At 63.9% G+C, this 21,190-nt stretch carries 21 protein-coding genes and 1 tRNA gene; 10 read left to right on the top strand and 12 right to left on the bottom strand.

Annotated features, from left to right (window positions below):
* Positions 1 to 50 precede the first annotated feature (50 nt).
* From E4L98_RS13235 to E4L98_RS13225, 3 genes are read left to right on the top strand one after another with little or no spacing between them, the layout of a single operon-like run.
* Entirely contained in the window at positions 51 to 800 is a 750-nt protein-coding gene (locus tag E4L98_RS13235) for an SDR family oxidoreductase (protein ID WP_135202023.1), read from the top strand.
* A gap of 2 nt (positions 801 to 802) precedes the next feature.
* Complete coding sequence (locus E4L98_RS13230; RefSeq protein ID WP_135202022.1) at positions 803 to 1,222, top strand: nuclear transport factor 2 family protein; 420 nt, start codon at positions 803 to 805, stop codon at positions 1,220 to 1,222.
* Positions 1,223 to 1,233: 11 nt separating this feature from the next.
* The gene (locus E4L98_RS13225) at positions 1,234 to 1,788 is read left to right on the top strand and encodes a VOC family protein (RefSeq protein ID WP_135202021.1); all 555 of its coding nucleotides are present in this window, start codon (positions 1,234 to 1,236) and stop codon (positions 1,786 to 1,788) included.
* 114 nt (positions 1,789 to 1,902) lie between these two features.
* Here E4L98_RS13225 and E4L98_RS13220 read toward each other — a convergent pair whose 3' ends face one another.
* Together E4L98_RS13220 and E4L98_RS13215 are read right to left on the bottom strand one after the other, a co-directional pair.
* Entirely contained in the window at positions 1,903 to 2,967 is a 1,065-nt protein-coding gene (locus E4L98_RS13220) for an acyl-CoA dehydrogenase family protein (protein WP_135202020.1), read from the bottom strand.
* 77 nt (positions 2,968 to 3,044) lie between these two features.
* On the bottom strand, positions 3,045 to 4,388 hold the full coding sequence (locus E4L98_RS13215; protein ID WP_135202019.1) for an oligogalacturonate lyase family protein: 1,344 nt from the start codon (positions 4,386 to 4,388) through the stop codon (positions 3,045 to 3,047).
* A gap of 146 nt (positions 4,389 to 4,534) precedes the next feature.
* Between E4L98_RS13215 and E4L98_RS13210 the strand changes: the two genes are divergently transcribed.
* The 3 genes from E4L98_RS13210 to E4L98_RS13200 all read left to right on the top strand — a co-directional run bounded on the left by E4L98_RS13210 (position 4,535) and on the right by E4L98_RS13200 (position 5,749).
* A complete protein-coding gene (locus E4L98_RS13210) occupies positions 4,535 to 4,774 on the top strand; it encodes a hypothetical protein (RefSeq protein WP_135202018.1) in 240 nt (79 codons plus the stop codon).
* Between the two features lie 114 nt (positions 4,775 to 4,888).
* Positions 4,889 to 5,275: a BPSL0067 family protein gene (locus tag E4L98_RS13205; RefSeq protein ID WP_135202017.1), complete on the top strand. Its 387-nt coding sequence runs from the start codon at positions 4,889 to 4,891 to the stop codon at positions 5,273 to 5,275.
* A 9-nt stretch (positions 5,276 to 5,284) separates the two neighbouring features.
* Positions 5,285 to 5,749 carry an STY0301 family protein gene (locus E4L98_RS13200; protein WP_135202016.1) on the top strand — a complete coding sequence of 155 codons (465 nt, stop codon included), beginning with the start codon at positions 5,285 to 5,287 and terminating at the stop codon, positions 5,747 to 5,749.
* 127 nt (positions 5,750 to 5,876) lie between these two features.
* Here the strand turns inward: E4L98_RS13200 and E4L98_RS13195 are convergent.
* Positions 5,877 to 5,961 (bottom strand) — tRNA-Leu (locus tag E4L98_RS13195).
* Between the two features lie 157 nt (positions 5,962 to 6,118).
* Between E4L98_RS13195 and E4L98_RS13190 the strand changes: the two genes are divergently transcribed.
* Positions 6,119 to 8,080 carry an amino acid permease gene (locus tag E4L98_RS13190; protein WP_135202015.1) on the top strand — a complete coding sequence of 654 codons (1,962 nt, stop codon included), beginning with the start codon at positions 6,119 to 6,121 and terminating at the stop codon, positions 8,078 to 8,080.
* Between the two features lie 115 nt (positions 8,081 to 8,195).
* Here E4L98_RS13190 and E4L98_RS13185 read toward each other — a convergent pair whose 3' ends face one another.
* Positions 8,196 to 9,194, bottom strand: a complete 999-nt coding sequence (locus tag E4L98_RS13185; RefSeq protein WP_229257383.1) for an alpha/beta hydrolase — start codon at positions 9,192 to 9,194, stop codon at positions 8,196 to 8,198.
* Positions 9,195 to 9,211: 17 nt separating this feature from the next.
* On the opposite strand from E4L98_RS13185, the gene E4L98_RS13180 reads away from it, so the two are divergent.
* Complete coding sequence (locus E4L98_RS13180; RefSeq protein WP_135202014.1) at positions 9,212 to 10,063, top strand: AraC family transcriptional regulator; 852 nt, start codon at positions 9,212 to 9,214, stop codon at positions 10,061 to 10,063.
* Here E4L98_RS13180 and E4L98_RS13175 read toward each other — a convergent pair.
* Positions 10,054 to 11,955, bottom strand: coding sequence for an AAA family ATPase (locus E4L98_RS13175; RefSeq protein ID WP_135202013.1), 1,902 nt, complete (start codon positions 11,953 to 11,955; stop codon positions 10,054 to 10,056). The two genes, E4L98_RS13180 and E4L98_RS13175, sit on opposite strands and share 10 nt — an antisense overlap.
* A 391-nt stretch (positions 11,956 to 12,346) precedes the next feature.
* On the opposite strand from E4L98_RS13175, the gene E4L98_RS13170 reads away from it, so the two are divergent.
* Together E4L98_RS13170 and E4L98_RS13165 are read left to right on the top strand one after the other, a co-directional pair.
* A complete protein-coding gene (locus tag E4L98_RS13170; protein ID WP_135202012.1) occupies positions 12,347 to 12,712 on the top strand; it encodes a gel scht in 366 nt (121 codons plus the stop codon).
* A 29-nt stretch (positions 12,713 to 12,741) separates the two neighbouring features.
* Positions 12,742 to 13,140: a gel scht gene (locus tag E4L98_RS13165; protein ID WP_135202011.1), complete on the top strand. Its 399-nt coding sequence runs from the start codon at positions 12,742 to 12,744 to the stop codon at positions 13,138 to 13,140.
* Here E4L98_RS13165 and E4L98_RS13160 read toward each other — a convergent pair.
* The 7 genes from E4L98_RS13160 to E4L98_RS13130 form a co-directional block, all read right to left on the bottom strand.
* Positions 13,137 to 13,868 (bottom strand): substrate-binding periplasmic protein, encoded by a 732-nt coding sequence (locus tag E4L98_RS13160; protein ID WP_135202010.1) that lies wholly within the window; start codon positions 13,866 to 13,868, stop codon positions 13,137 to 13,139. The two genes, E4L98_RS13165 and E4L98_RS13160, sit on opposite strands and share 4 nt — an antisense overlap.
* A gap of 54 nt (positions 13,869 to 13,922) precedes the next feature.
* Positions 13,923 to 15,647 (bottom strand): ArnT family glycosyltransferase, encoded by a 1,725-nt coding sequence (locus tag E4L98_RS13155; protein WP_135202009.1) that lies wholly within the window; start codon positions 15,645 to 15,647, stop codon positions 13,923 to 13,925.
* Positions 15,648 to 15,740: 93 nt separating this feature from the next.
* Positions 15,741 to 16,010: a type B 50S ribosomal protein L31 gene (locus E4L98_RS13150; RefSeq protein WP_135202008.1), complete on the bottom strand. Its 270-nt coding sequence runs from the start codon at positions 16,008 to 16,010 to the stop codon at positions 15,741 to 15,743.
* A 172-nt stretch (positions 16,011 to 16,182) separates the two neighbouring features.
* Positions 16,183 to 17,445 carry a transcription termination factor Rho gene (gene rho, locus E4L98_RS13145; protein ID WP_135202007.1) on the bottom strand — a complete coding sequence of 421 codons (1,263 nt, stop codon included), beginning with the start codon at positions 17,443 to 17,445 and terminating at the stop codon, positions 16,183 to 16,185.
* Between the two features lie 125 nt (positions 17,446 to 17,570).
* Positions 17,571 to 17,897: a thioredoxin TrxA gene (gene trxA / locus E4L98_RS13140; protein ID WP_135202006.1), complete on the bottom strand. Its 327-nt coding sequence runs from the start codon at positions 17,895 to 17,897 to the stop codon at positions 17,571 to 17,573.
* Between the two features lie 193 nt (positions 17,898 to 18,090).
* Entirely contained in the window at positions 18,091 to 18,507 is a 417-nt protein-coding gene (locus E4L98_RS13135; protein ID WP_135202005.1) for a response regulator, read from the bottom strand.
* A gap of 1 nt (position 18,508) precedes the next feature.
* Positions 18,509 to 21,190, bottom strand: a 2,682-nt coding sequence (locus E4L98_RS13130) for a PAS domain S-box protein (RefSeq protein WP_135202004.1), incomplete at its 5' end; no start/stop codon positions are given.

Here is a 21,190-nt window from a genome sequence, read left to right as displayed (position 1 = left end):
TAAAGTTCGCTCATGCACAACGCATATCCAACCAATTCAAGGAGAACATCATGAGCAAGCAACTGAATGGCAAGATCGCTCTGGTCACCGGTGGCACCACCGGCATCGGCCTGGCAACGGCACAGGAACTGGCCGCACAAGGCGCGCGCGTGTTCATCACCGGCCGCCGCCAGGCGGAACTCGACGCCGCCGTCGCGGCCATCGGCGGCACTGCCACCGGCATCCGCGCCGACGCATCGGTACTGTCTGACCTGGACGCGGTCTACGCGCAGATCGCCAAGAGCGCCGGCAAACTGGACATCCTGTTCGCCAACGCCGGCGGCGGCGACATGCAGCCGCTGGGCGCAATCACCGAAGAACACTTCGACCGCATCTTCGGCACCAATGTGCGCGGCGTGCTGTTCACCGTGCAGAAAGCCCTGCCGCTGCTGGCTGACGGCGCCTCGGTGATACTGACCGGCTCCACCACCTCGATCCAGGGCACGGCCGCCTTCAGCGTCTACAGCGCCAGCAAGGCTGCGGTGCGCAACTTTGCCCGTTCGTGGGCGCTGGACCTGAAAGAGCGCGGCATCCGCATCAACGTCGTCAGCCCCGGCCCGATCCGCACGCCGGGCCTGGGCGGCCTGGTGCCGGACGAAGCGCGTCAGGGCCTGTTCGATTACCTGGCGTCGCAAGTGCCGCTGGCGCGGCTGGGCGAGCCGGAGGAAATCGGCAAGACCGTGGCCTTCCTGGCATCCGATGCGGCGAGCTTCATCAACGGCGCCGAACTGTTCGTCGATGGCGGCATGGCGCAGGTGTGATCATGAAAAAACTGATCGCAATCGGGGCCATGCTGGCGGCATCCCTGGCCCATGCACAACAGAGCGACGAGGTGGCGGTTGCGCAGCAACTGATCAACCGTCACTTCGAACTCTGGGGCGACCGCAATCCGGAGCATTGGGACAGCAAATTCGCTCAGGTGTACACCGCCGATGTGATGGTGGCCGATTACGGCGACATGGCGGTCGGCTATGCCAGCCTGGCGCACCTGATCGCACGGGTTCAGGCCGACCACCCGGGCTTCGCGTTCCGGCCCGATCCTGTGGCCTGGAACCACGGCATCGGCCGCGTCACCTGGAGCTACGGGCCGAAGGACAATCCGGGCCAGGTGCATGGTGAAGACATCTTCACCATCAAGGACGGCAAGCTTTCGAGCCTGCGCGTATTCATCGATAAAAAGTAAAGGAAACCAACATGAAAACCATCGCTGCGGTATTCACCGCGATCGTATTGAGCCTGGGCGGCGCAGCCCAGGGAGCAGGCATCAAGTCCGCGGGCGTCGACCACGTCGGCGTCAATGTGCCGGACATGCAGCAGGCTATCGACTTCTTCTCGTCCACCTTCGGCTGCGAACCGGTCACCCATATCGGCCCGTTCAACATGGCGCCGCGCGCCGAGAGTCTGTCGCTGACCATGCTGCGTTGCGGTCACGGCTCCAACATCGAACTGTTCGAGTACAAGAAGTCGAACGGCAGCACGGTGATGCCGAAGGCGGAAGACATCGGCGCGTCGCACATCGCGTTTTACACTGATGATGTGAAAGCCGGCGTGGCGTATCTGAAATCGAAAGGCATCACCATTATTGGCGAGCCGATGACCATGACCAGCGGCGATACCGAAGGCGAAACCTGGGTGCACTTCCTGTCGCCATGGGGCTCGGAACTGGAACTGGTGGGCTACCCCAAGGGCAAGGGCTACGAGAAGAAGTCCAAAGTGAAGCTGTGGAATCCCAGCCATCCGGCGAACTAAAGCATCAGCTTCAGCAACAGCGCTGCAATGAATGACGTTTGCAGCGAATTTGATGGCCATGGCGATCTCCCGCCGGGTGATCTTCAACGTTCGACCACGCGCGAACGGGAAGATTCAGGCTGTGAACAATTTATGCTGGATCGCCGTATGGAAGTCGCGCCAGACGCGGTTGATGTCGGTGTCTTCACGGGCGGCATATAGGCCGCAGTAGGGATACAGCTCATCAACCGCACAGCGCGAGATCGCGACCAGGGCAAGAGAGGTGGCGCGTATCGCATCCATGTCCTGGCTTGCCAGCGTCCTACCTTGCTCGACCAGTTTCCAGCACCGGTCCAGGGCTTGATAGAAGTGCTCTCGTTTCTGCGCCAACTGATGCATTTTATCGGACAGCATCGCGGACGCGTTGTCCTGGCGTCTTCCCACAAGATCCGATGCGAGACGCAGAAAATGTGCGGCCATCCCGGCGATGTTGGCGGCCAGCGTGACGTAAGCCAGCGACATGAAGGGGAAGCGGTACAGCGGCCCGTCCGCCGTCGCCGCTTCCGGCGCAATGGTGAAACCATGCTCCTTCGGCACCCAGGCGCCATCGATGGCATAACGATGCGTCGCAGTGGCGCGCATGCCGATGGTGGACCACGACGGGGTGATCGACACATGCCGCACCGGCACGATGAAGGCGCGGATCGAAGGCTGGCCTGATGCATCCAGCATCGGCTGCCCGTCCTTGCGCAACACCGCATTCAGCGTAAAGTGCGTGCCCATGGGAGCACCGCTGGCGTAGTCCCAGCTGCCGCTGATGCGGTAGCCATCGCCTTCCTGCTCGGCGTAACCGGTAGGGGCGCCGCTGCCGGCTACGCAGACGCGCCGGGTGTGCATGATATCGGCCGCGATCGGCGGCGGCAGGAAACCGGCAAACCAGCCGGCGCCCGCGCACAGCGTCAGCACCCAGCCCATGCTGCCATCGATGGATGCTACCGCTTCTTCCAGCCGCACCACATCCGGCAAGGGCAGTTCGGCACCGCCGCACGAACGCGGCGCCAGCATCTTCAGCCACCCACGGCGATGCAGCAGCGCTTGCTGGACCGGATGGAGAAAACGGCGGGCCTCGGCGGCGGCGGCATGGTCGCCAATGCGGCGCACATCGCGCGCGTGCAGGCCGGGCAGGGGAAGGGTGATCATCGGTATGACTAGGGCAGGATGAAGAACGGCGACAATATACCACTGCCGTCATGCCCCATCCCGCCAGCCACCGATGCTCAATGCGTTGGTGTCGGCTTCTGCGGCTTGAAGCGGGCGGCCAGTTCCGGCGTTGACATCACATCGGTCGCACCGGCGGGCGCCTTGTCCACCTCGACGCCCAGCACATAGGTGGGGCCGAACATATTCGAGCGGAACACTACCAGCTTCTGATCCGGCGTGAAGCGCACATTCGGCTCCAGGCGATAATCGTGATGCGCCATGTTCACCAGCCGCTCCGGCTTGAACACGCCCGGCTGCCAGAAGTCCTTGTCGTTGATCGCGCCCTGGCCCAGCACCGACTGCGGCTTGAGCAGCACCACCCACTGACCATCCGGCGCGCGCGCGACCTGTCCCGAATCGCCACCATCGCCGGCAAACAGTTTGCCGTCGGCCGACACGTTGAAGTGGATCGACCAGTCATTGCGCTCGGTCTGATAGGCGGTGCGCTGCCTGGTTTCGAGGTTGTAGCCGGCCACGTAGAACGTCGCGCCCTTCGGATACTGCCAGTCGTACCAGACCGTCTTGCCGTCCTGACCCCAGAACTCGTGGCCGGCGATTTCCATCGCCATGGTGCGGCGGTGGATCAGCGTATTGTCCGAGCCGTCGGTGCGGATGGTCCAGATGCGGTCCACCTTCTGCCATGGGCCTTCGTGACAATACATCAGCAGCGTCGGATCGGAGGGCGAGAACAGCAGGTGATTGATCCAGTCTGTCGACTGCAGCAACTGGGTTTCCTTGCCGGTTTGCAGATTGATCGTGAACAGCACCAGCGGGATGCGCGCGGCCAGGCGCTGCTCCATCATCTCGCCCTTGTTGCGCGGCTGGATCAGCGGACCGCCCGGCGCGCCCTGGCCGGCTTTGGCGGACGGCTTGATCTCGTAGGTGCCGGCGGCCAGCGTATCGTCGGCGTTGATGCTGTCGACCCGGTGGCCGGCCGGCAGATCGACGAGCTTTTCGCTCACGCCGGTGTCGAAGTTGGCGCGGTTGATCGAGGTGATTTTGGTCGCCGGATCGTCGCTCAGGTAAAACACCACATTCGATTTGCGGCCCACCGCGATGGTGCGCGCCGCCATGCGGTTGCCGTGGTTGGGCACCACCAGCTTCGTCTTGCGGGTGGTCAGGTCCAGGCCATGGATGCCATCGGGCGCGTTGTACACCATCCACTTGCCGTCGGGCGTGATGGCCGTGTAGTTGAAGTAGAGCGAACCAGAATCAGGCTCGGGCGTCAGGCGCCAGACGCGGTGGCCGGTGTCCTTGTCCACCCAGGTGGATGGCGGGATCTCGTCAGCGGCAAATACCTGGCCGGCGATGCCGATCGCGGCCAGCACCGCCAAGCGGCGGGAAATGCGGGGAATGAACATGGACGCTCCGTCTCGGTGACTTGTTGTCGAGCGCCAATTATGCGACGGCAGGCTGCGGTAAGGTGCTCAGCTTTGTGATTGCAACATTACGCTACATGCGAATCGGCTTTGTGCTAACTTGCACAGCATAATGAGGGAGGATGAGCATGGAACAAGATCTGCGAACGAATGCGATGCTGAGTGCCGTCGTCGAACACGGCATCCGGCTGGGGGACGCGCAGGGCAGCGCCATCGGCTGGGCGTATATGCAGGCGTACGACGTGCCGCGCGCTTCCATCGCCCGCGTGCTTGCTTATCCCAAGGCGCGGCGCAGCAGAGCGCCAAGCGGCGTCGCGCCAGACTATATCCACGCCGTGAGCCCGCGAGAGCAAGATTTCAAGCAATAGAACTAATCTCAGCAGTGCTTGACTCATGTCAAGCCAAAGTTTGCTTCTGTTCAAAAGCCGATAGCCCTCCAAAACGTATGCTAGGTCGATTTCGAAGCCGTCAAGGAGACCTAGATGTCTTACGTTTATCCCAAAGCCTCAGAACTGAAAGGCCAGCCGGTGGTCGGTAGTCGCCAATGCGTAGCACTCGTCCAACAATATGCTGGCGCGCCGACAACGCCTCATTGGCGACAAGGGGATGCTGTGTTGGGCAACACTATGCTGAAGCCGGGCACAGCCATTGCCACCTTCGTAAATGGACGTTATCCGAGCCATCGTCATGGCAACCATGCCGCGCTTTATGTAAAGCAGGGTATAGACGGCATTTACATTGCGGACCAATGGAAGTCGGAAAAGAAGACCGAAATTTCCGTGCGTTTTATTAAAGCGCAGGGTAAGGACAAAAGGGGCAATTACATTCACGCCAGCGATAATGCGGATGCGTTCTTTGTCATCGAATAAGGACGAAAAATGAAACATACGCTTACGCTTGGCTTGTCAACGCCGCCGCTACGTGTGAATTGGTCAGCGGCCGCCGTGTTGGTCCTGTACACGACGTGCAGCACTGCTGCACCTCTTCTTGAGTGCCCTGCCTCCATCCCAGAAAACTCGGTGAAGCTTATAGAGACGCCGAAAGGCTGGACTTCCTTTGTGGGTTCGCCGTTGTACCTGCATGGGGCTGCACCCATGAACGGTCCTCCTGAGCACCTCGGCGAACTGGCTGACTACAAGGAAACGGGGAAGAAACCCAATTTGACCTATATCTATCAACTCGACGGAAAATTTTCTGAAGGGAAATGGCTCGCATGCACCTATGGCGAGTCGGACCAGATTACGTTGGCAAAGCGGATCGCGGATGACGTCAAAGTCTGCACGTTCAAGTATAAAAAAGGGCGGCATGCAGGGGAAAACGAAATCGGCATCTTATGCGAGTAGCCTGCTTTTGCGAGAACGCCGCTACTTGCGAGACATGAGGGTCGCGAAACTCTGGACAAGAAAAAACCCGCTGCCCTATGAGGGAGCGGGTTTCTTGGATTCGTTTAGACTGCTTAATACAACCTGTTGGTGCCCCGGGCCGGAATCGAACCGGCACGCCTTGCGGCGGCGGATTTTGAGTCCGCTGCGTCTACCAATTCCACCACCGAGGCAGGTGTAGCAATGCGACCCGCATTATCACCCATTTACACCCCTGCCGCAAGCGTGTTCCCAACTACTTTTGCAAATTAACAAGTTTTTCTGGCGGCGGGTAGCGGGTATGATTTGGTTTATCGCCAGACTAAGCCGGTCCCGCCGGCGCCGAGACACGTGAAAAACAATAAGATCCGCGAAATTATCCTGGGCAAGCCGCTCGATCCGATGAAGAGCGAGACCCGCCATTCGATGGCGCTGGTGGCCTTTCTGGCCTGGGTCGGCTTGGGCGCCGACGGCCTGTCTTCCTCCGCCTACGGACCCGAAGAAACCTTCCGCGCACTGGGCGGCCATACCCATCTGGGCCTGTACATGGCCATCGCTACTGCGGTGACGGTGTTCATCATCGCGCTGGCCTACAATCAGGTGATCGAATTGTTCCCCACCGGCGGCGGCGGTTATCGCGTGGCGACCAAGCTGGTGGGGCCGTATATGGGGCTGATTTCGGGCTGCGCTCTGATACTCGATTATGTGCTGACGATTGCGATTTCCATCGCCTCCGGCGTCGATGCGCTGGCGTCCTTTTTGCCGCTGGGCTTCCAGCCGTACAAGCTGTGGGCCGAGATGTTCTTCATCGCGCTGCTGATCGTGATGAATCTGCGAGGGCTGAAGGAGGCGATTCAGATCCTGCTGCCGATCTTCCTCGGCTTCGTGGCCACGCATTTGGTATTAATCGTTTACGGCATTTTCGCCCACGCCTCGCATTTGCCAGAACTGATCCCTAACACGATGGCGGAGACCTCCAACCTCGCCAGCCATATCGGCTGGGCCGGCGTGGCGGGCATGCTGCTGCTGGCGTATTCGCAGGGCGGCGGCACGTACACCGGCCTGGAGGCGGTGTCGAACAACGTCAATCTGCTGGCCGAGCCGCGTGTGCGCACCGGCAAGGTGACCATGCTGTACATGGCCTTGTCGCTGGCCTTCACGGCGGGCGGCATCATTCTGCTGTATCTGCTGTGGGATGCGCAGCCGGTGGCCGGCGAGACGCTCAATGCCTCGACCTTCAAGACCATCATCGCCAGCATGGGGCTGGGCGGAGAGGTGACGAATCAGGCTTTGCTGGTGGTGGTGCTGGCCTTCGAAGCGGGGCTGTTGTTCGTGGCGGCGAATACCGGTTTTCTCGGCGGTCCGTCGGTGCTGTCGAACATGGCGGCGGATTCGTGGGTGCCGCACAAGTTCCGCTATCTGTCGACGCGGCTGGTGACGCAGAACGGTATTCTGGTGATGGGTGTCGCGGCGCTGGCCATCCTGTGGTGGACCGGCGGCAGCGTGACCCTGCTGGTGGTGCTGTATTCGATTTCCGTGTTCCTGACGTTTGCAATTTCGCTGTTCGGACTGGTGCTGTACTGGTCGCGCAATCGCGGCAAGGGTACGCGCTGGAAGCGGCGCTGGCTGCTGTCGGCGCTGGGCTTTGTGATTTGTGCCGGTATTCTGGCGGTGCTGCTGGTGGAGCGCTTTGCCGATGGCGGCTGGGCGACGGCGGTGATCATCGTCGCCATCGCGGCGCTGTGCATTTACATCCGCAATCACTACCGTCAGACCAAGCAGGCGATTCATTCGGTGGACGAGGTGTTCGCGTCGCAGCCGTTTGGCGCGAATACGGAACCGGTGGAGCCGGACCCGGAGGAACAGACGGCGGTGTTCATCGTCGGGAATTCGCGCGGCGGCGGGCTGCACGCCTTGTTGTGGGTGCAGCGCATGTTCCCCGGTCACTTCAAGAACTTCCTGTTCGTGAATGCACGCACGGTGGATTCGCACGCTTATGGCGGCGAGGGCGCAATGGAGCAGATGCGCGCGGAGGCGGCGGAGACGCTGGAGTTCTTTGTCGATTTCTGCCACAGCCACGGCATGGCGGCATCGTCGTATCTGGGTTTCGGCACCGATGCGGTGGAGGAGGTGACGCGCTTGTGCGAGGAGATCAATCGCGAGTTTCCGCATTCGATTTTCTTCACGAGCAAGCTGATCTTCGCATCGGATAACTGGTTCACGCGGCTGCTGCACAACCAGGCGGCGCTGGCCGCACAACGCCGTTTGCACCTCGAGGGTTTGCAGATGGTGATCCTGCCGATGAAGGTGTGAGAGGTGCCCGTGTTGATAAACTGGAGGAAAGTGTCGCCCAGTTGCATGAGCGACTCGCTTCTGTTGAGCGGCGGTTGACGCATCCAGCTGATACTGATTGGCGGCCTGTACGTGCTCATTCTGTTTCGCGGCTGAGATTCTGCGCGTAGAACTCCGCCAGCCGGGCCACGGCGGTGCTGACGTGCGGTTCCTTGTCATAGAGTTCGACGTGGGTGGCGCCATCGATGCGGAACAGTTCTTTCGGCTGTCGCGCGCGTTCGATGGCTTCTTCGGTCATCCACGCGGTGACGGCTTCGCTGGCGGTGATCATCAGCAGCGGACGCGGGGCGATGCGGTCGATGAAGCGGAACGCGTCGAAGCCGGCGATGCGGTCCACGCTGCTCCAGGTCAGCGTCTTGCGCGCGCGCGGATGTTCGCCGCGCGGCGTGCAGTAATATTCCCATCCTTCGTACAGATGCAGGTCGCCAGCGCGGGCCTGTGCTTCGTCGGCCGGGAAGATGGGGAAGTAACCCACTCCCTCGCCGCGTGCCTCGGCGCTGCGCGCGGCCGCCGAAGCGGCCAGCAGCGATGGCAGCACCGCCGGGTCCTGTTTACCGTTGGCGCCGTGCGCGATGTTGCGGCCGACATCGACGGCGGCCACGGTCGCCACCGCGGCGATGCGCGGGTCGCCGGCCGCCGCCGCCAGCACGTAGCCGCCGGACGCGCAGATGCCCAGCACGCCGATGCGCTGCGCATTCACGTCCGCCCGCGCGCTCAGGTACGAGACCGCCGCCTTGATGTCTTCCACGCGCTGGGCCGGGTCTTCCAGGCCGCGCGGCTGGCCAGCGCTCTCGCCCTGGTAGGCGGCGTCGTAGGCGAGCGTGATGAAGCCCTGCGCCGCCAGACGCTGCGCGTACAGTCCGGCGCTTTGTTCCTTGACCGCGCTGCCCGGATGACCGACCACGATGGCCGGATGCGGGCCGTCGCCGGCCGGCAGGTAGAGGTGGCCGGCGAGTGTCAGGCCGTTGCTGGGAAAGGTGATGGCTTGCATGGCATGCTCCTTGAACGGAATGTCGATACCGCTATTGGACACCGGCACCGTCCGGACGAGGTATGCCGATACCGCCAGATTCATGCATAATCCGACCAATCATGGACCTGACAGAACTGCAAACCTTGATCGCCCGTCACGCCGGACCGGAGCGCATCGCGCGTCCGCTGCCGGGGCTGGTGGTGGCGTCGGCGTCGCAGGCGACGCCGCTGGCCGCGTATGTGACGGAGCCGGTGTTCTCGCTGGTGGCGCGCGGCGCCAAGCGGCTGCTGCTGGGCGGGCAGAGCGTCGATTATGGGGCGGGACAGTATCTGATCGCGGCGGTCGATCTGCCGGTCAGCGGCCACGTGTCGGCCGCGCCGTTCCTGGGCGTCAGCCTGGCGCTGAAGCCGGAAGTGATCACGGCGCTGCTGCTGGAGACGGGCGCGCCGCGCGCGGCACACCCCGTGGACGCGCCCGGCCTGGCCGTCAGCGATGCGCCGGCGGAGTTACTGGAAGCGGTGCTGCGGCTGCTGCGCCTGCTGGAGCGGCCGCACGATCTGCCGGTACTGGCGCCGGCCATCGAGCGCGAAATCTACTGGCGCCTGATCAACGGTCCGCAGGGCGCCATGGTCAGCCAGCTGGGACTGGCCGACAGCAGCATGGCGCAGATCAGCCGCGCGATCCGCTGGATCCGCGAGCACCATGCCGAGACCTTCCACATCGGGGCGCTGGCGGACCGGGTGGGCATGAGCGCGACGTCATTTCACCGCCACTTCCGCCGCATCACGGCGCTGAGTCCGATTCAGTTTCAGAAGCAGATACGTCTGCAGCAGGCGCGCGCTCTGCTGCTGAGTTCGTCGCAGGATGTGGCGGCCGTCGGCTTCGCGGTGGGCTACGGCAGTCCATCGCAGTTCAGCCGCGAGTACCGCCGCCTGTTCGGGGTGGCGCCGGGGCAGCATCGTCATGCCTGAACCTGCACGGTGAAGGTCTGCTTTTCCAGCAGCGCGAAGATGGCGTCCTTGGACAGCACGTATTGTTCCATCAGCACGTCCTTCAGCTCGGCGATCTGTTCGCGATAGTCGGCGATCGATTGCAGGGTGTAGGTGTAGAGTTCGTCCGCCTTGGCTTCCACCTGGCCGAGGTCGGCTTCCTTGTCCTTGAACTGGCTGTGGTCGATCTTCGAGCGCGAGTACATGGACAGCTTGTTGACCATCAGGTCCAGCATGGAGGTGGCTTTTTCGATGTCGTTCTGGCTGCCCACCGAGATGCCGCGCGCGCCGTAGAACAGTTCTTCCGCCGCCACGCCGCCATACAGCTGGATCACGTCGCGCTCGAGTTCTTCCAGCGTGCGCAGCGCCACGTCGTCCGAGGCCGACAGCACGTAGCCCAGCGCGTTCAGCTTGGACACCGACTCGGTGCTGATCTTTAGCATCGGCGAGCGTTCCTTCACTTCGGCCAGCGGCATGCCCTGGCGCAGCCACGGGTCGATCTGCATGAAGAAGTGGCCCAGCTCGTGCAGCGCGACGCGTTCGCGCTGGCGGGTCTTCTCGGCCGTGGTGGCGCGGTCGGTCAGGCCGATGGTGGCGCGCTCGAAGGCGCGGAACATCAGGTCGGTGTTGATGATCTGCTTTTCCTGGATCGACAGCATGCTGGCGCGTTCGACCACGGTCTGCAGCAGCGCCGGGCTGAGGTTGGCGGTGATCTCGGCCACGTGGTCGAGATTCAGGTCTTGCCAGTCGACGCAGCCGTCGGCCTTGCGCGCCAGGAAGGAATGCAGCAGTTCGCGGCGCTCGCCCTTGTTCGGCAGGCGGAAGTTGATCTTGACCGAGAAGCGGCGCAGCATGGCTTCATCCATGCGCGTGGAGGCGTCGTCGAAGTTGGAGGCGACCACCCAGATCACGCCGGCGCCCTTGTCGCTGCGCACGCCGTCGAGCAGGCCCAGCAGGGTGTTGGCGGTGTCGTCTTCCCATTTCTTTTCGCCGCGGCCGCGCGGCATGAACAGGCTTTGCGCTTCGTCGAGGAAGATGATGCACTTGCCGCGCGCGCAAGCCTTGCGGTGCAGCGCGTGCAGCGCCTTGGAGCCGCCGCCGATGTAGCCCGATTCCAGCGCCGAGCCGGACGCCTGGATCAGCGGAATGTCGAGCCGTTTGGCCAGGTAGCCGGCCAGCTTGGTCTTGCCGGTGCCGGCCGGGCCGGTCAGCATGACGTTGAAGGGCTTGTCGATGTCGTGCTCTTTGTACAAGGCACGGTTGCGTATCATGTCTTCCAGGTGCAGCACTTCCTGCTTGATGTCTTCCATGCCGATCAGGTCGTCCATGCTGCCGCTCAGCTGGTCCGGGGTCAGCACGCTGGCGTTCAGGCCGGCGCCGGGCAGGCCGTGGCGCAGCAGGAACAGGGCCAGACCGATCAGCACGATGTCGAGCACGTGGCGCGACAGGAAGCCGAGCACGCTGGACAGCTTGCTGCTGTCGTCATCCTGCATCACCGCCTTGTGCGTGGCCAGGTAATCCTCGCGCGCGATGGCATACGGGATATTGTTGCGCAGCAAAACTTCACGTTCGAGGTTGACATGGGTGTTGACCGGCACCTTGACCACCACCAGCCGCGGATCGTTCTTCAGCTTGATGATGTAGCGCGGCGCCTCCGATTGCGGCGCGGCGATCAGCAGGTATTCGAGCTGCCCGGCCTTGGCCGGCAGCGCGGTGATCTGGGCGATGTCCTGGGTGCGCAGCACCGGCGCGCTATCCTGCGCCGGCTCGGCGCGCCAGCCGAACAGCACGGCGGCCGCGACCATCAGCGCGACCAGGGCCACGCGGACATAAGTGTTCCGCAACGCGGATTGAAGTTTGTGCAAAGTGAACATGTGCGCTATCCAACCAGGGAGGAGCGGCAAGTGTCGGGGCTGGGGCGCGGGGATGGGGCGCAGCAGCCTGGGCCGCCGTGACCGGCGCGCTAAGCGTGGCGGCCGGAAGATTCGAACGGTGCCATGCGGCAACTCATTCAGTGCTCCACTATAACGCCATTGGCGCCGTTTGTGTCAGCCGCTGCGTAAAAAAGGTGCAGCGCGCCACAGCTTGCCGTTTCATCCAGCTTGCCTGCCGTTTATCCCGGATTTCTGCATTTGAGACGCGCCGATTTACCGCTCGTCGCATCCGCAGGATATTCGCCGGCCCCTTTGTTAATCTGCTCTCGTCTACCGCTGAAACCAGATGCAGCGGTGGCTCCCGGCACTACCCACAACTTAGGAGCTCACCATGAAAACGATCCTGTCCGGCATCGCGGCGGCGCTCGCCCTGACGTCGGTGTCGCTGGCGCACGCCCAGCAGAGCAGCGTGCAGATCAAGTCCGGTCACCACTATTACCTGCCGCCCGAATACTTCTACGATTTCAAGAATCACTACGAGCTCGACAACGGCCACCGCCTCTCGTTCACCGAGAGCCTGAACCGTTTCTACACCCAGCTCGACAGTGGCGAGCGTGTGCGGATCTACCCGGTCTCGCGCACCGAATTCGTCTCCGACAGCGGAGCCCGCTTTGAATTCCGTGACGATGGCGAGACCGTCGTCGTCGATAACTTCCACCAGCTGACGCCGGCCGCCATGGTGATGGCGCGGCGCTGATCCTTCCTTAACCGCATTGGAGATGAACCATGAAAACCACCCTGTTGAACCTGGCGCTGGCCGCCGCCCTGTCCGCCGCCGCCGTTGCCCACGCCGCGCCGCCCGATAACGACAGCGTCAAGATCAGCGCGCCCATGGCCGGCGCCTACAAGTTCAAGCCGCAGGAATTCGAGGAGTACCGGTATGCCTACGCGCTGAGCAATGGCGAGAAAATGAAGTTTACGCAAACCGTGGCGCATTACTACGCCCAGCTGCACGGCCAGAAAAAGGTGGAGATCTTCCCGGTCGCGGCCGGCGAATTCGTGACCCAGGCCGGCACCCGCTTCGCGTTCCGCGACGACGGCGACGCGCTGACCATCGACAACTACGAGCGCCTGCCGATGGTGGCCCAGCTGCCGCCGAACACCACCGTGGTGGCCTCGCGCTAAGGCTTGCCGGTGGCGCGCTCGTACTTGCGGTCCACCCTGCTGAGCGTGCCGTCGCGGCGCAGCTCGGGCAGGGTGGCGTTGAGCTTGTCGATCAGCTCGTCCGGCACCGACGGGTTGCAGGCCAGGTACAGCTTGACGCGGTTGAACACCATCAGCGGCACCACCTTGTCGGTCCAGTCGTAGGGACCGGGCGCGCTGGCGCCGTTGCGGATCGCCACCGCCCACAGGTCGATGCGGTTCAGCAGCAGCTTTTGCGGATTGGCCAGGTCGTTGCTGGCGGCATCGACGGTGAAGCCGTGGCTGCGCAGGTACTCGTCGCGCGCGTCGCCCAGGTAGGTGCCGATGCGCAGCTTGCGCGCATCGTCCAGCGTGGCCAGCGGGAAGCTGTGGTCGGGGCGCCCCCAGAACTGCCATTCGGTTTCCTCGATCGGTCCCACCCATTTGAACTGGGGCTCGCGCTCCGGCGTGCGCGAGGTGGCGAACACGCAGGTCTGGTCCTGGGTCTGCGCCATCATGAACGCGCGTTTCCACGGCAGCACCTCGATCGCATACTCGGTGCCGCTGTGCGCCATCAGTTCGCGGATCTTGTCGGTGACGCGGCCAGTGACGAGCCCGTCCGCGCCGCGCATGCTGGCGGGCGGCGTGTGTTCGGTGGTGAGGTGCAGGGGCGCGGCCGCCGCCCGCGCAGCGGCCGCCAACAGCAGGGATATCAGGATATTAAGTCGCATGGGCTGGCCGTGTTCTGCCGAAAAGCATAGCAGTAACGCGTGACCGCCGGCAACTCAGTTGGCGCGGCGGAACAGGCGGAAGCGTTCCTCGCGGTCGGCCGGACGACGGCCCTCCCACAGCAGTTGCCACTGCTTGCCGCGATACTGCGGCAGGATTTCATGGTCGTCGCGCATTTTGATGCTGTCTTGCAACAGCAGCAGGTCGCAATGGCCGCCTTCCACGCCCTCGAACGGCAGCTGGGCGTAAAACGCGAACGAGGCGCGCTGGGCCGGGCCGACATTGCTTTCGATGCAAGTTGCGTGCGGCGGCAGCGCGTCGGCGATCTGGCGCGCGACGCCGGCGTAGCTCTTGCTGTAGTTCATGTCGGGCAGGAACAGGGTCATGGCCAGAATCCAGATCAGGATCAGGCCGCCGGACGACAGCACCACCGCGCGCCACAGCACGGTGGGGCGGCGCGCCAGGCGCCAGTGCACCAGCGCGAACCAGCCCAGGGTGGCGGCCAGCGCCACGAAGAAGGCGATCCAGCCCAGTTCCGGGCGGAAGCCGGGCACCAGCTTGAGCGCATTGCGCGCCGCCTGCGCCGGCCAGCCGGTCAGCTTGGCGATCCAGAACACCCAGATCACCGCCGCGCACACGGTCAGCGCCATCACCGAGAACCAGTCGATGGCGTTGATGGCGCCGCGCTTGACGGTCAGCAGGCCGAACGCGGCCATGATGGCCAGCGGCGGCAGCAGCACCAGCAGCTGGCCCTGCTCGGGCGAGGGATGGAACAGCGTCAGCGCGGCGCCGATCACCACGAAGGCCAGCGGCACCACGATGTGCAGCACGCCGCGCTGGCGGCGCCAGGCCCACACCGCCCAGCCGGCGAACGGCCAGGCCGGCCAGAAGAACCAGACGCCGACGCGGAAGAAGAATTTCAGCGACACCATGCTCGGCCAGTCCAGCTGCAGCCAGTTCCAGCCCAGCCAGGCGTTCAGCGGCTGCTGGTGATACGGCTGCAGCAGCTGGGCCGGGACCAGCCACAGCGCGGCGATGGCGGCGCCGACCGCCAGCATGGCGCCCAGGTCGCGCACGGCGCGGATCGCCGGCTGGGCCAGGAAGCGCGTGCAGGCGAACAGGCCCAGCATCAGAAACACCGGCGTGACCCAGCCGCGCGTCAGGGTCAGCAGGCCGACCGCCAGGCCGCTGAGGGCGGCGTTGCGCAGCGACGGCAGCTCGACATAGCGCACGGTGCGGTACAGCAGCAGGGCGGTGAGCGACACCTGCAACGCTTCCGGCGTGGTTTCGTGGCTGTGCAGCAGCAGGCCCAGGCAGCCGAGGTAGATCAGCACGGCCGCGTCGGCCAGGGTGCGGCCGAAATCGTCGGGCTCGGGCTGGCCGCCGAAGGCCAGGCGCAGCGGCTGCGCATCCTGGCGGCGGCCGAGGTTGAAGGTGGCGTACCACAGCGACAGCACGCCCAGCACGAACACGCCGATGGTGCCCACGCGCGCGGCCAGCACCTCGCCCAGCAGCCAGCCGAACAGCTTGATGCCGAGCGCGCCCAGCCAGAACGCCAGCGGGCCCTCGTCGGGCCAGGACAGGCCGGCGATGTTGGGCCACAGCCAGTCCTGCCAGCTGCCGTGGGCCATGGTCCACATGATGCCGAAGCTGGCGGCGTCGTCGTTCTTCCACGGTTCGCGGCCGATCAGGCCGGGCAGGATGTACAGCAGGCCCAGGGCAAACAGGGCCCAGCGCGGCAAGGCCAGGGTAGCGGCTGCGGGAAGACGAACGGGCTTCATCGATTCAGGGGCAAGTAAGTTGAAACGGGAGTATGCAGGAAACCAAACAAAAAAAGCAGCCAGAGGCTGCTTTTTTGCGCGAAGCGGCGGAAATCAGCCGGCTGCGACGGCGGTCTTCGAACCGACCGAACCGAACTTCTGGCGGAATTTCTCAACGCGGCCAGCGGTGTCGACGATTTTGTGTTTGCCGGTGTAGAACGGGTGCGATTCAGCCGACACCTCGATCTTCACCAGTGGGTAGTCTTTACCTTCGTGGTTGATGGTTTCGCGGGTCTGGATGGTCGAACGGGTGACGAATTTGAAATCGCACGACAGATCGTGGAAAACAACTTCGCGGTATTCTGGGTGACCTTCTGCTTTCATGTGTAGCCTCGGTATGGTTTGGTAGCCAAACAGCACTTCGTCGGTCTATGCCACTTCGTGACCCGATTGCCGCCCACTTGCCAGGGTTGAAAAATAATGCGATCGGCGATTATACGCCCGTATACGCAAACAGGCAACCGGTGGTTGCCTGTTTGTCATGGTCGATCAGCGATCAACCACCGCGCCTCATCATGTCGAAGAACTCGGTGTTGTTCTTCGTGGCGCGCATCTTGTCGAGGATGAACTCCATCGCCTCGATCTCGTCCATCGAGTACAGCAGCTTGCGCAGGATCCAGATCTTCTGCAGCTGGTCCGGCTTGATCAGCAGTTCCTCGCGGCGGGTGCCCGACTTGTTCAGGTTGATCGACGGGTAGACGCGTTTTTCGGCCAGGCGGCGCTCCAGGTGCACCTCCATGTTGCCGGTACCCTTGAATTCCTCGTAGATCACGTCGTCCATGCGCGAACCGGTTTCGATCAGCGCGGTGGCGACGATGGTCAGCGAGCCGCCTTCCTCGACGTTACGGGCGGCGCCGAAGAAGCGCTTCGGACGCTGCAGCGCGTTGGCGTCGACACCACCGGTCAGCACCTTGCCCGAGGCCGGGATCACGGTGTTGTAGGCGCGCGCCAGGCGGGTGATCGAGTCCAGCAGGATCACCACGTCCTTCTTCATTTCCACCAGGCGCTTGGCTTTTTCCAGCACCATCTCGGCGACCTGCACGTGGCGGGTGGCCGGTTCGTCGAAGGTCGAGGCGACCACTTCGCCGCGCACCGAGCGCTGCATTTCGGTCACTTCTTCCGGACGTTCGTCGATCAGCAGCACGATCAGGGTGACGTCGGGGTGATTCGCGGTGATGGCGTGGGCGATATGCTGCAGCATGACCGATTTGCCGGATTTCGGCGAGGCCACCAGCAGGCCGCGCTGGCCCTTGCCGATCGGCGCGATCAGGTCGATGATGCGGCCGGTGATGTTTTCGGTGCCGTTGATGTCGCGTTCCAGGCGCAGCGGCTCCTGCGGATGCAGCGGCGTCAGGTTTTCAAACAATATGCGGTGTTTCGAGGCTTCCGGCGATTCGCCGTTGACCTTGTCGACCTTGACCAGCGCGAAATAGCGCTCGCCATCCTTGGGGGTGCGCACTTCGCCCTCGATCGAATCGCCGGTGTGCAGGTTGAAGCGGCGGATCTGCGACGGCGAGATGTAGATGTCGTCGGTCGAGGCCATGTAGCTGGCGTCCGGCGAGCGCAGGAAGCCGAAGCCGTCCGGCAGCACTTCCAGGGCGCCGTCGCCGAAGATCTGCTCGCCCGACTTGGCGCGTTTTTTCAGGATCGCGAACATCAGTTCCTGCTTGCGCAGGCGGGCCGCGTTGTCGATATCGAGGCCGATCGCCATCTCCAGCAACGCCGAGACGTGTAAGGCCTTTAGTTCAGATAAATGCATATTGAGTGTCCCGCGACGGGAAAGTAAAGGTAGGGGAGGGAACTACGTGGGTGTCTCTTGTACTTGTTTTTACAACACAGCGACGCCGCGGGCGCGGCGCCGTTGGTCCAGCACAGCCTATCTTATCAGATATTGCTGTCGATGAAGGAGGTCAGCTGACCCTTGGCCATGGCGCCGACCTTCTGCGCGGCGGCCACGCCGTTCTTGAACAGGATCAGGGTCGGGATGCCGCGGATGCCGAACTTGGCCGGCACGGCCTGGTTCGAATCGACGTCCAGCTTGGCGATCTGAATCTTGCCTTCGTATTCCTTGGCGACTTCTTCCAGGATCGGGGCGATGCTCTTGCAAGGGCCGCACCATTCGGCCCAGAAGTCGACCAGCACGGGGCGGTCGGCCTTCAGCACGTCGGCTTCAAAGGAAGAATCGGTAATGTGTTTGATATTTTCGCTCATATTTTCCTCTATCGAGGTCAGTGAATTAAAACGCCTGGGGACGCCCCGCAAACGCTGCCATGGGCAGCAGATGGTGGCCATTTGCACGAATTCAATGTCTCGGAGGGGATGGCAACAAGGTCGGCAGGCAGGGATGGCTGAAATAATAACCCATTTTTTAAAAATGTGTGCTTGTTTGTCGCAACCCGCGCAATCAGCTGGCCGGCGATCCCGGCCCGGCCGCCGCCGGCGCGGCGCAGCGCCCGGCCGCGCGCGTTATCAGATCGGCCAGCGTCTCCGCGCCGAGCGGCTTGGCCAGCGCGTCCAGGATCACCAGGCCCTGGGCTTCGGCCAGGCGGCTGGCGGTGCGCAGCACGGCGCTGTCGATGCCCGACAGCAGCACCATGCAGCCGCGGTATTGCTGCACCGCCGCCAGCCGCAGGAAGTCGATGCCGTCCATGACCGGCATCGACAGGTCGCAGATCACCAGCTCGGGCGGGCGCAGGCGCAGTTCGATCAGCGCGCGGCGGCCGTCGGTTTCGCGCAGCACGGTGTGCGGCCCCAGTTCCGTGATCATGTCGGCCAGCAGTTCCAGCATGAAGGCATCGTCATCCAGCAGCAGGATCCGCATCTCAGTTGTCGTCGGCAAAAGTAGTGTTGGTCATGATTTGTTCGGTGATCCGTTCCAGCAGCGGCCATAATTGCTGCAGCAGCGCGCGCGCCTGACGGCTGCCGTCGTCGCCGGCCGCGGTCTGCTCCAGCTGCTGCAGCAGCTCGGCCAGGCCGAGCGCGCCGACGGTGCGCGCAGGCGATTTCAGCTTGTGGCCGAGCTCGCGCAACGCCTGCAGGTCGCCGCGCGCCAGCGCCGCCTCCATCTGGGTCAGGCCGTCCTGGGTATTCTGCAGGAACTTGAAGGCGAACTTGCGCACCTTATGCGGATGATAGCCCAGCAGCTTGGCCAGGATCGACAAATCGATCACCGCCGGGTCGCCGCCCAGCGTCGGCTTGAAGGCCGGAGCGGTGGCACGCGCCGGCAGCGGCTCGCGCGGCGCGCTGGCATCGCGCTCGGGCAGCCAGTTGGCGATGGTCTGGTACATCAGCGCCGGCTGGATCGGCTTGGAGATGAAATCGTCCATGCCGGCCTCGATGCAGCGCACCCGGTCCTCGCTGGTGGCGGTGGCGGTCATGGCCAGTACCCGCATCTCGGCCAGGCGCGGGTCGGCGCGGATGCGGCGCGTGGCTTCCAGGCCATCCATCAGCGGCATCTGCACGTCCATCAGCACGCAGTCGAAGGCGGTCTGGCGCAGCAGTTCCAGCGCTTCCATGCCGTTGGCCGCCAGGCACACCGAGGAGCCGACTTCCTCCAGCATCTCCAGCGCGATCTGCTGGTTGAAGGTGTTGTCCTCGACCAGCAGGATGCGGGCGTTCTTCAGCATCGACATCACGGCGGCGCTGCGCGAGGAGGCCAGCAGCTCGGCCGCCGCATCCTTGACGCGGCCGATCAGGTCCGGCACGCTGGCGCTGGAGATGCCCAGGCGCGCGGTGAACCAGAAGGTGCTGCCCTGGCCGGGGCGGCTGCGTACGCCGACCTCGCCGCCCATCAGCTGCGCCAGCTGCTTGCAGATCGCCAGACCGAGGCCGGTGCCGCCGTATTCGCGCGTGATGGAGGTGTCGGCCTGCTGGAACGACTGGAACAGCTTGTCGATCTCGGCGTCCGACAGGCCGATGCCGTTGTCGCTGACCTCGCAGCGCAGCAGGCAGCTGTGGGCGTCGCCCACCACCTGGCGCACGCGGATCTCGATGCGGCCCTTCTCGCTGAACTTGATGGCGTTGTTGGTGTAGTTGATCAGCACCTGGCCCAGCCGCAACGGATCGCCGCGCAGCACCTTGGGCAAGGTCGGATCGAGGTCGTACACCAGTTCCAGCTCGCGGCTGGCGGCCTTCGGCGCCACCACCGTGTTGAGGGTCTGGATCACATGGTCGAAGGCGAAATCGACTTCCTCGATTTCCAGCTTGCCGGCCTCGATCTTGGAGATGTCGAGGATGTCGTCGATGATGCCCAGCAGGTGCTCGCCGGCGAAGCGGATCTTTTCCAGGTAGTCGCGCTGGCGCGGATCGAGCTCGGTTTTCAGCGCCAGGTAGGCCATGCCGATCACGCCGTTCATCGGCGTGCGGATTTCATGGCTCATCTTGGCCAGGAACTGGCCCTTGGTCTGGCTGGCTTCCTCGGCCACCTGGCGCGCGTGTTCGAGCTCGCGGGTGCGCATCGCCACGCGTTCCTCCAGGTGCTCGTTGAGCTCGCGCAGTTCGTCGGCGCCGCGCTTGCGGTCGGTGATGTCGGTCAGGCTGGCCACCACCAAATGGATCGCGCCGCCCGCGTCGGCGATCGGCTCGGCGTTGACCGACAGCCAGCGCGGCGTCCCTTCCGGCTGCGGCAGGCCCATGACGATGTCGCGCACCGGCATGCCGGTCACCAGCGCCAGTTGCACCGGATGGCTGGCCAGGTCGAAACAGCTGCCGTCGTCGCGCACGCCGGCCCACAGGCCGCCCTGGCGCAGCTCCGCCGTCTGCGCCAGCATGCGCGCGGCGGCGGCGTTGCGCTCGATGATGCGGCCCCGCTCGTCCACCATCACCAGGCCGTTGGTGACGGCGTTGAAGATCGACGCCAGGCGCTGGCTGGAGGCGTGCAGCGCGCCCTCGGCCTGGCGGCGCGCGGTGATGTCGGTCAGCATGGCCAGCATGCCGGCATAGTGGCCGGATTCGGCGTTCATCACCGTGGTCGACAGCATGCACCACAGGATGCTGCCGTCGCGCCGGCGCACGCAGACGTCGCCCTGGCCCGCCGCGCCCGACAGGTGGCGTTGCAGGTGCTGCTTGAGCAGCTCGCGGCCGGTGTCGTCCATGAAGTCGCTCATGGCGCGGCCGACGATCTGCTCGGGATCGTAGTCCAGCATGCGCGCCAGCGCCGGGTTGACGAAGGTGGTGATGTCGTCGGCATTGGTCATCCAGATGCCCTCGGCGGCGGTCTGCACGATCTGGCGGTAGCGCGCCGAGCTGGCCTGCAGCGCTTCCTCGGCGCGCTGGCGCTGGGTCATGTCGCGCAAAGCCATGATGACCAGCTCGCGGCCCGACAGTTCGACCGGCGTCAGGTGCACCATGGCCGGGAAGCTGCTGCCGTCGGCGCGCAGCGCGCACAGCACCCGGCCCGGCAGGCGCGGACGCGAGAACAGTTCGCGCTGGTGGCCGTTGCCGCGCATGGCTTCGTCGCCGCCACCATGACGGGCCTGGCCAGCGGCAAGGATGAAGTCTATGTC

The organism is Duganella callida, from assembly GCF_004614165.1.
GTDB lineage: Bacteria > Pseudomonadota > Gammaproteobacteria > Burkholderiales > Burkholderiaceae_D > Rugamonas > Rugamonas callida.
Note: the sequence above shows the minus strand (reverse complement) of the source record. Positions and strands in the feature narration are given on the sequence as shown.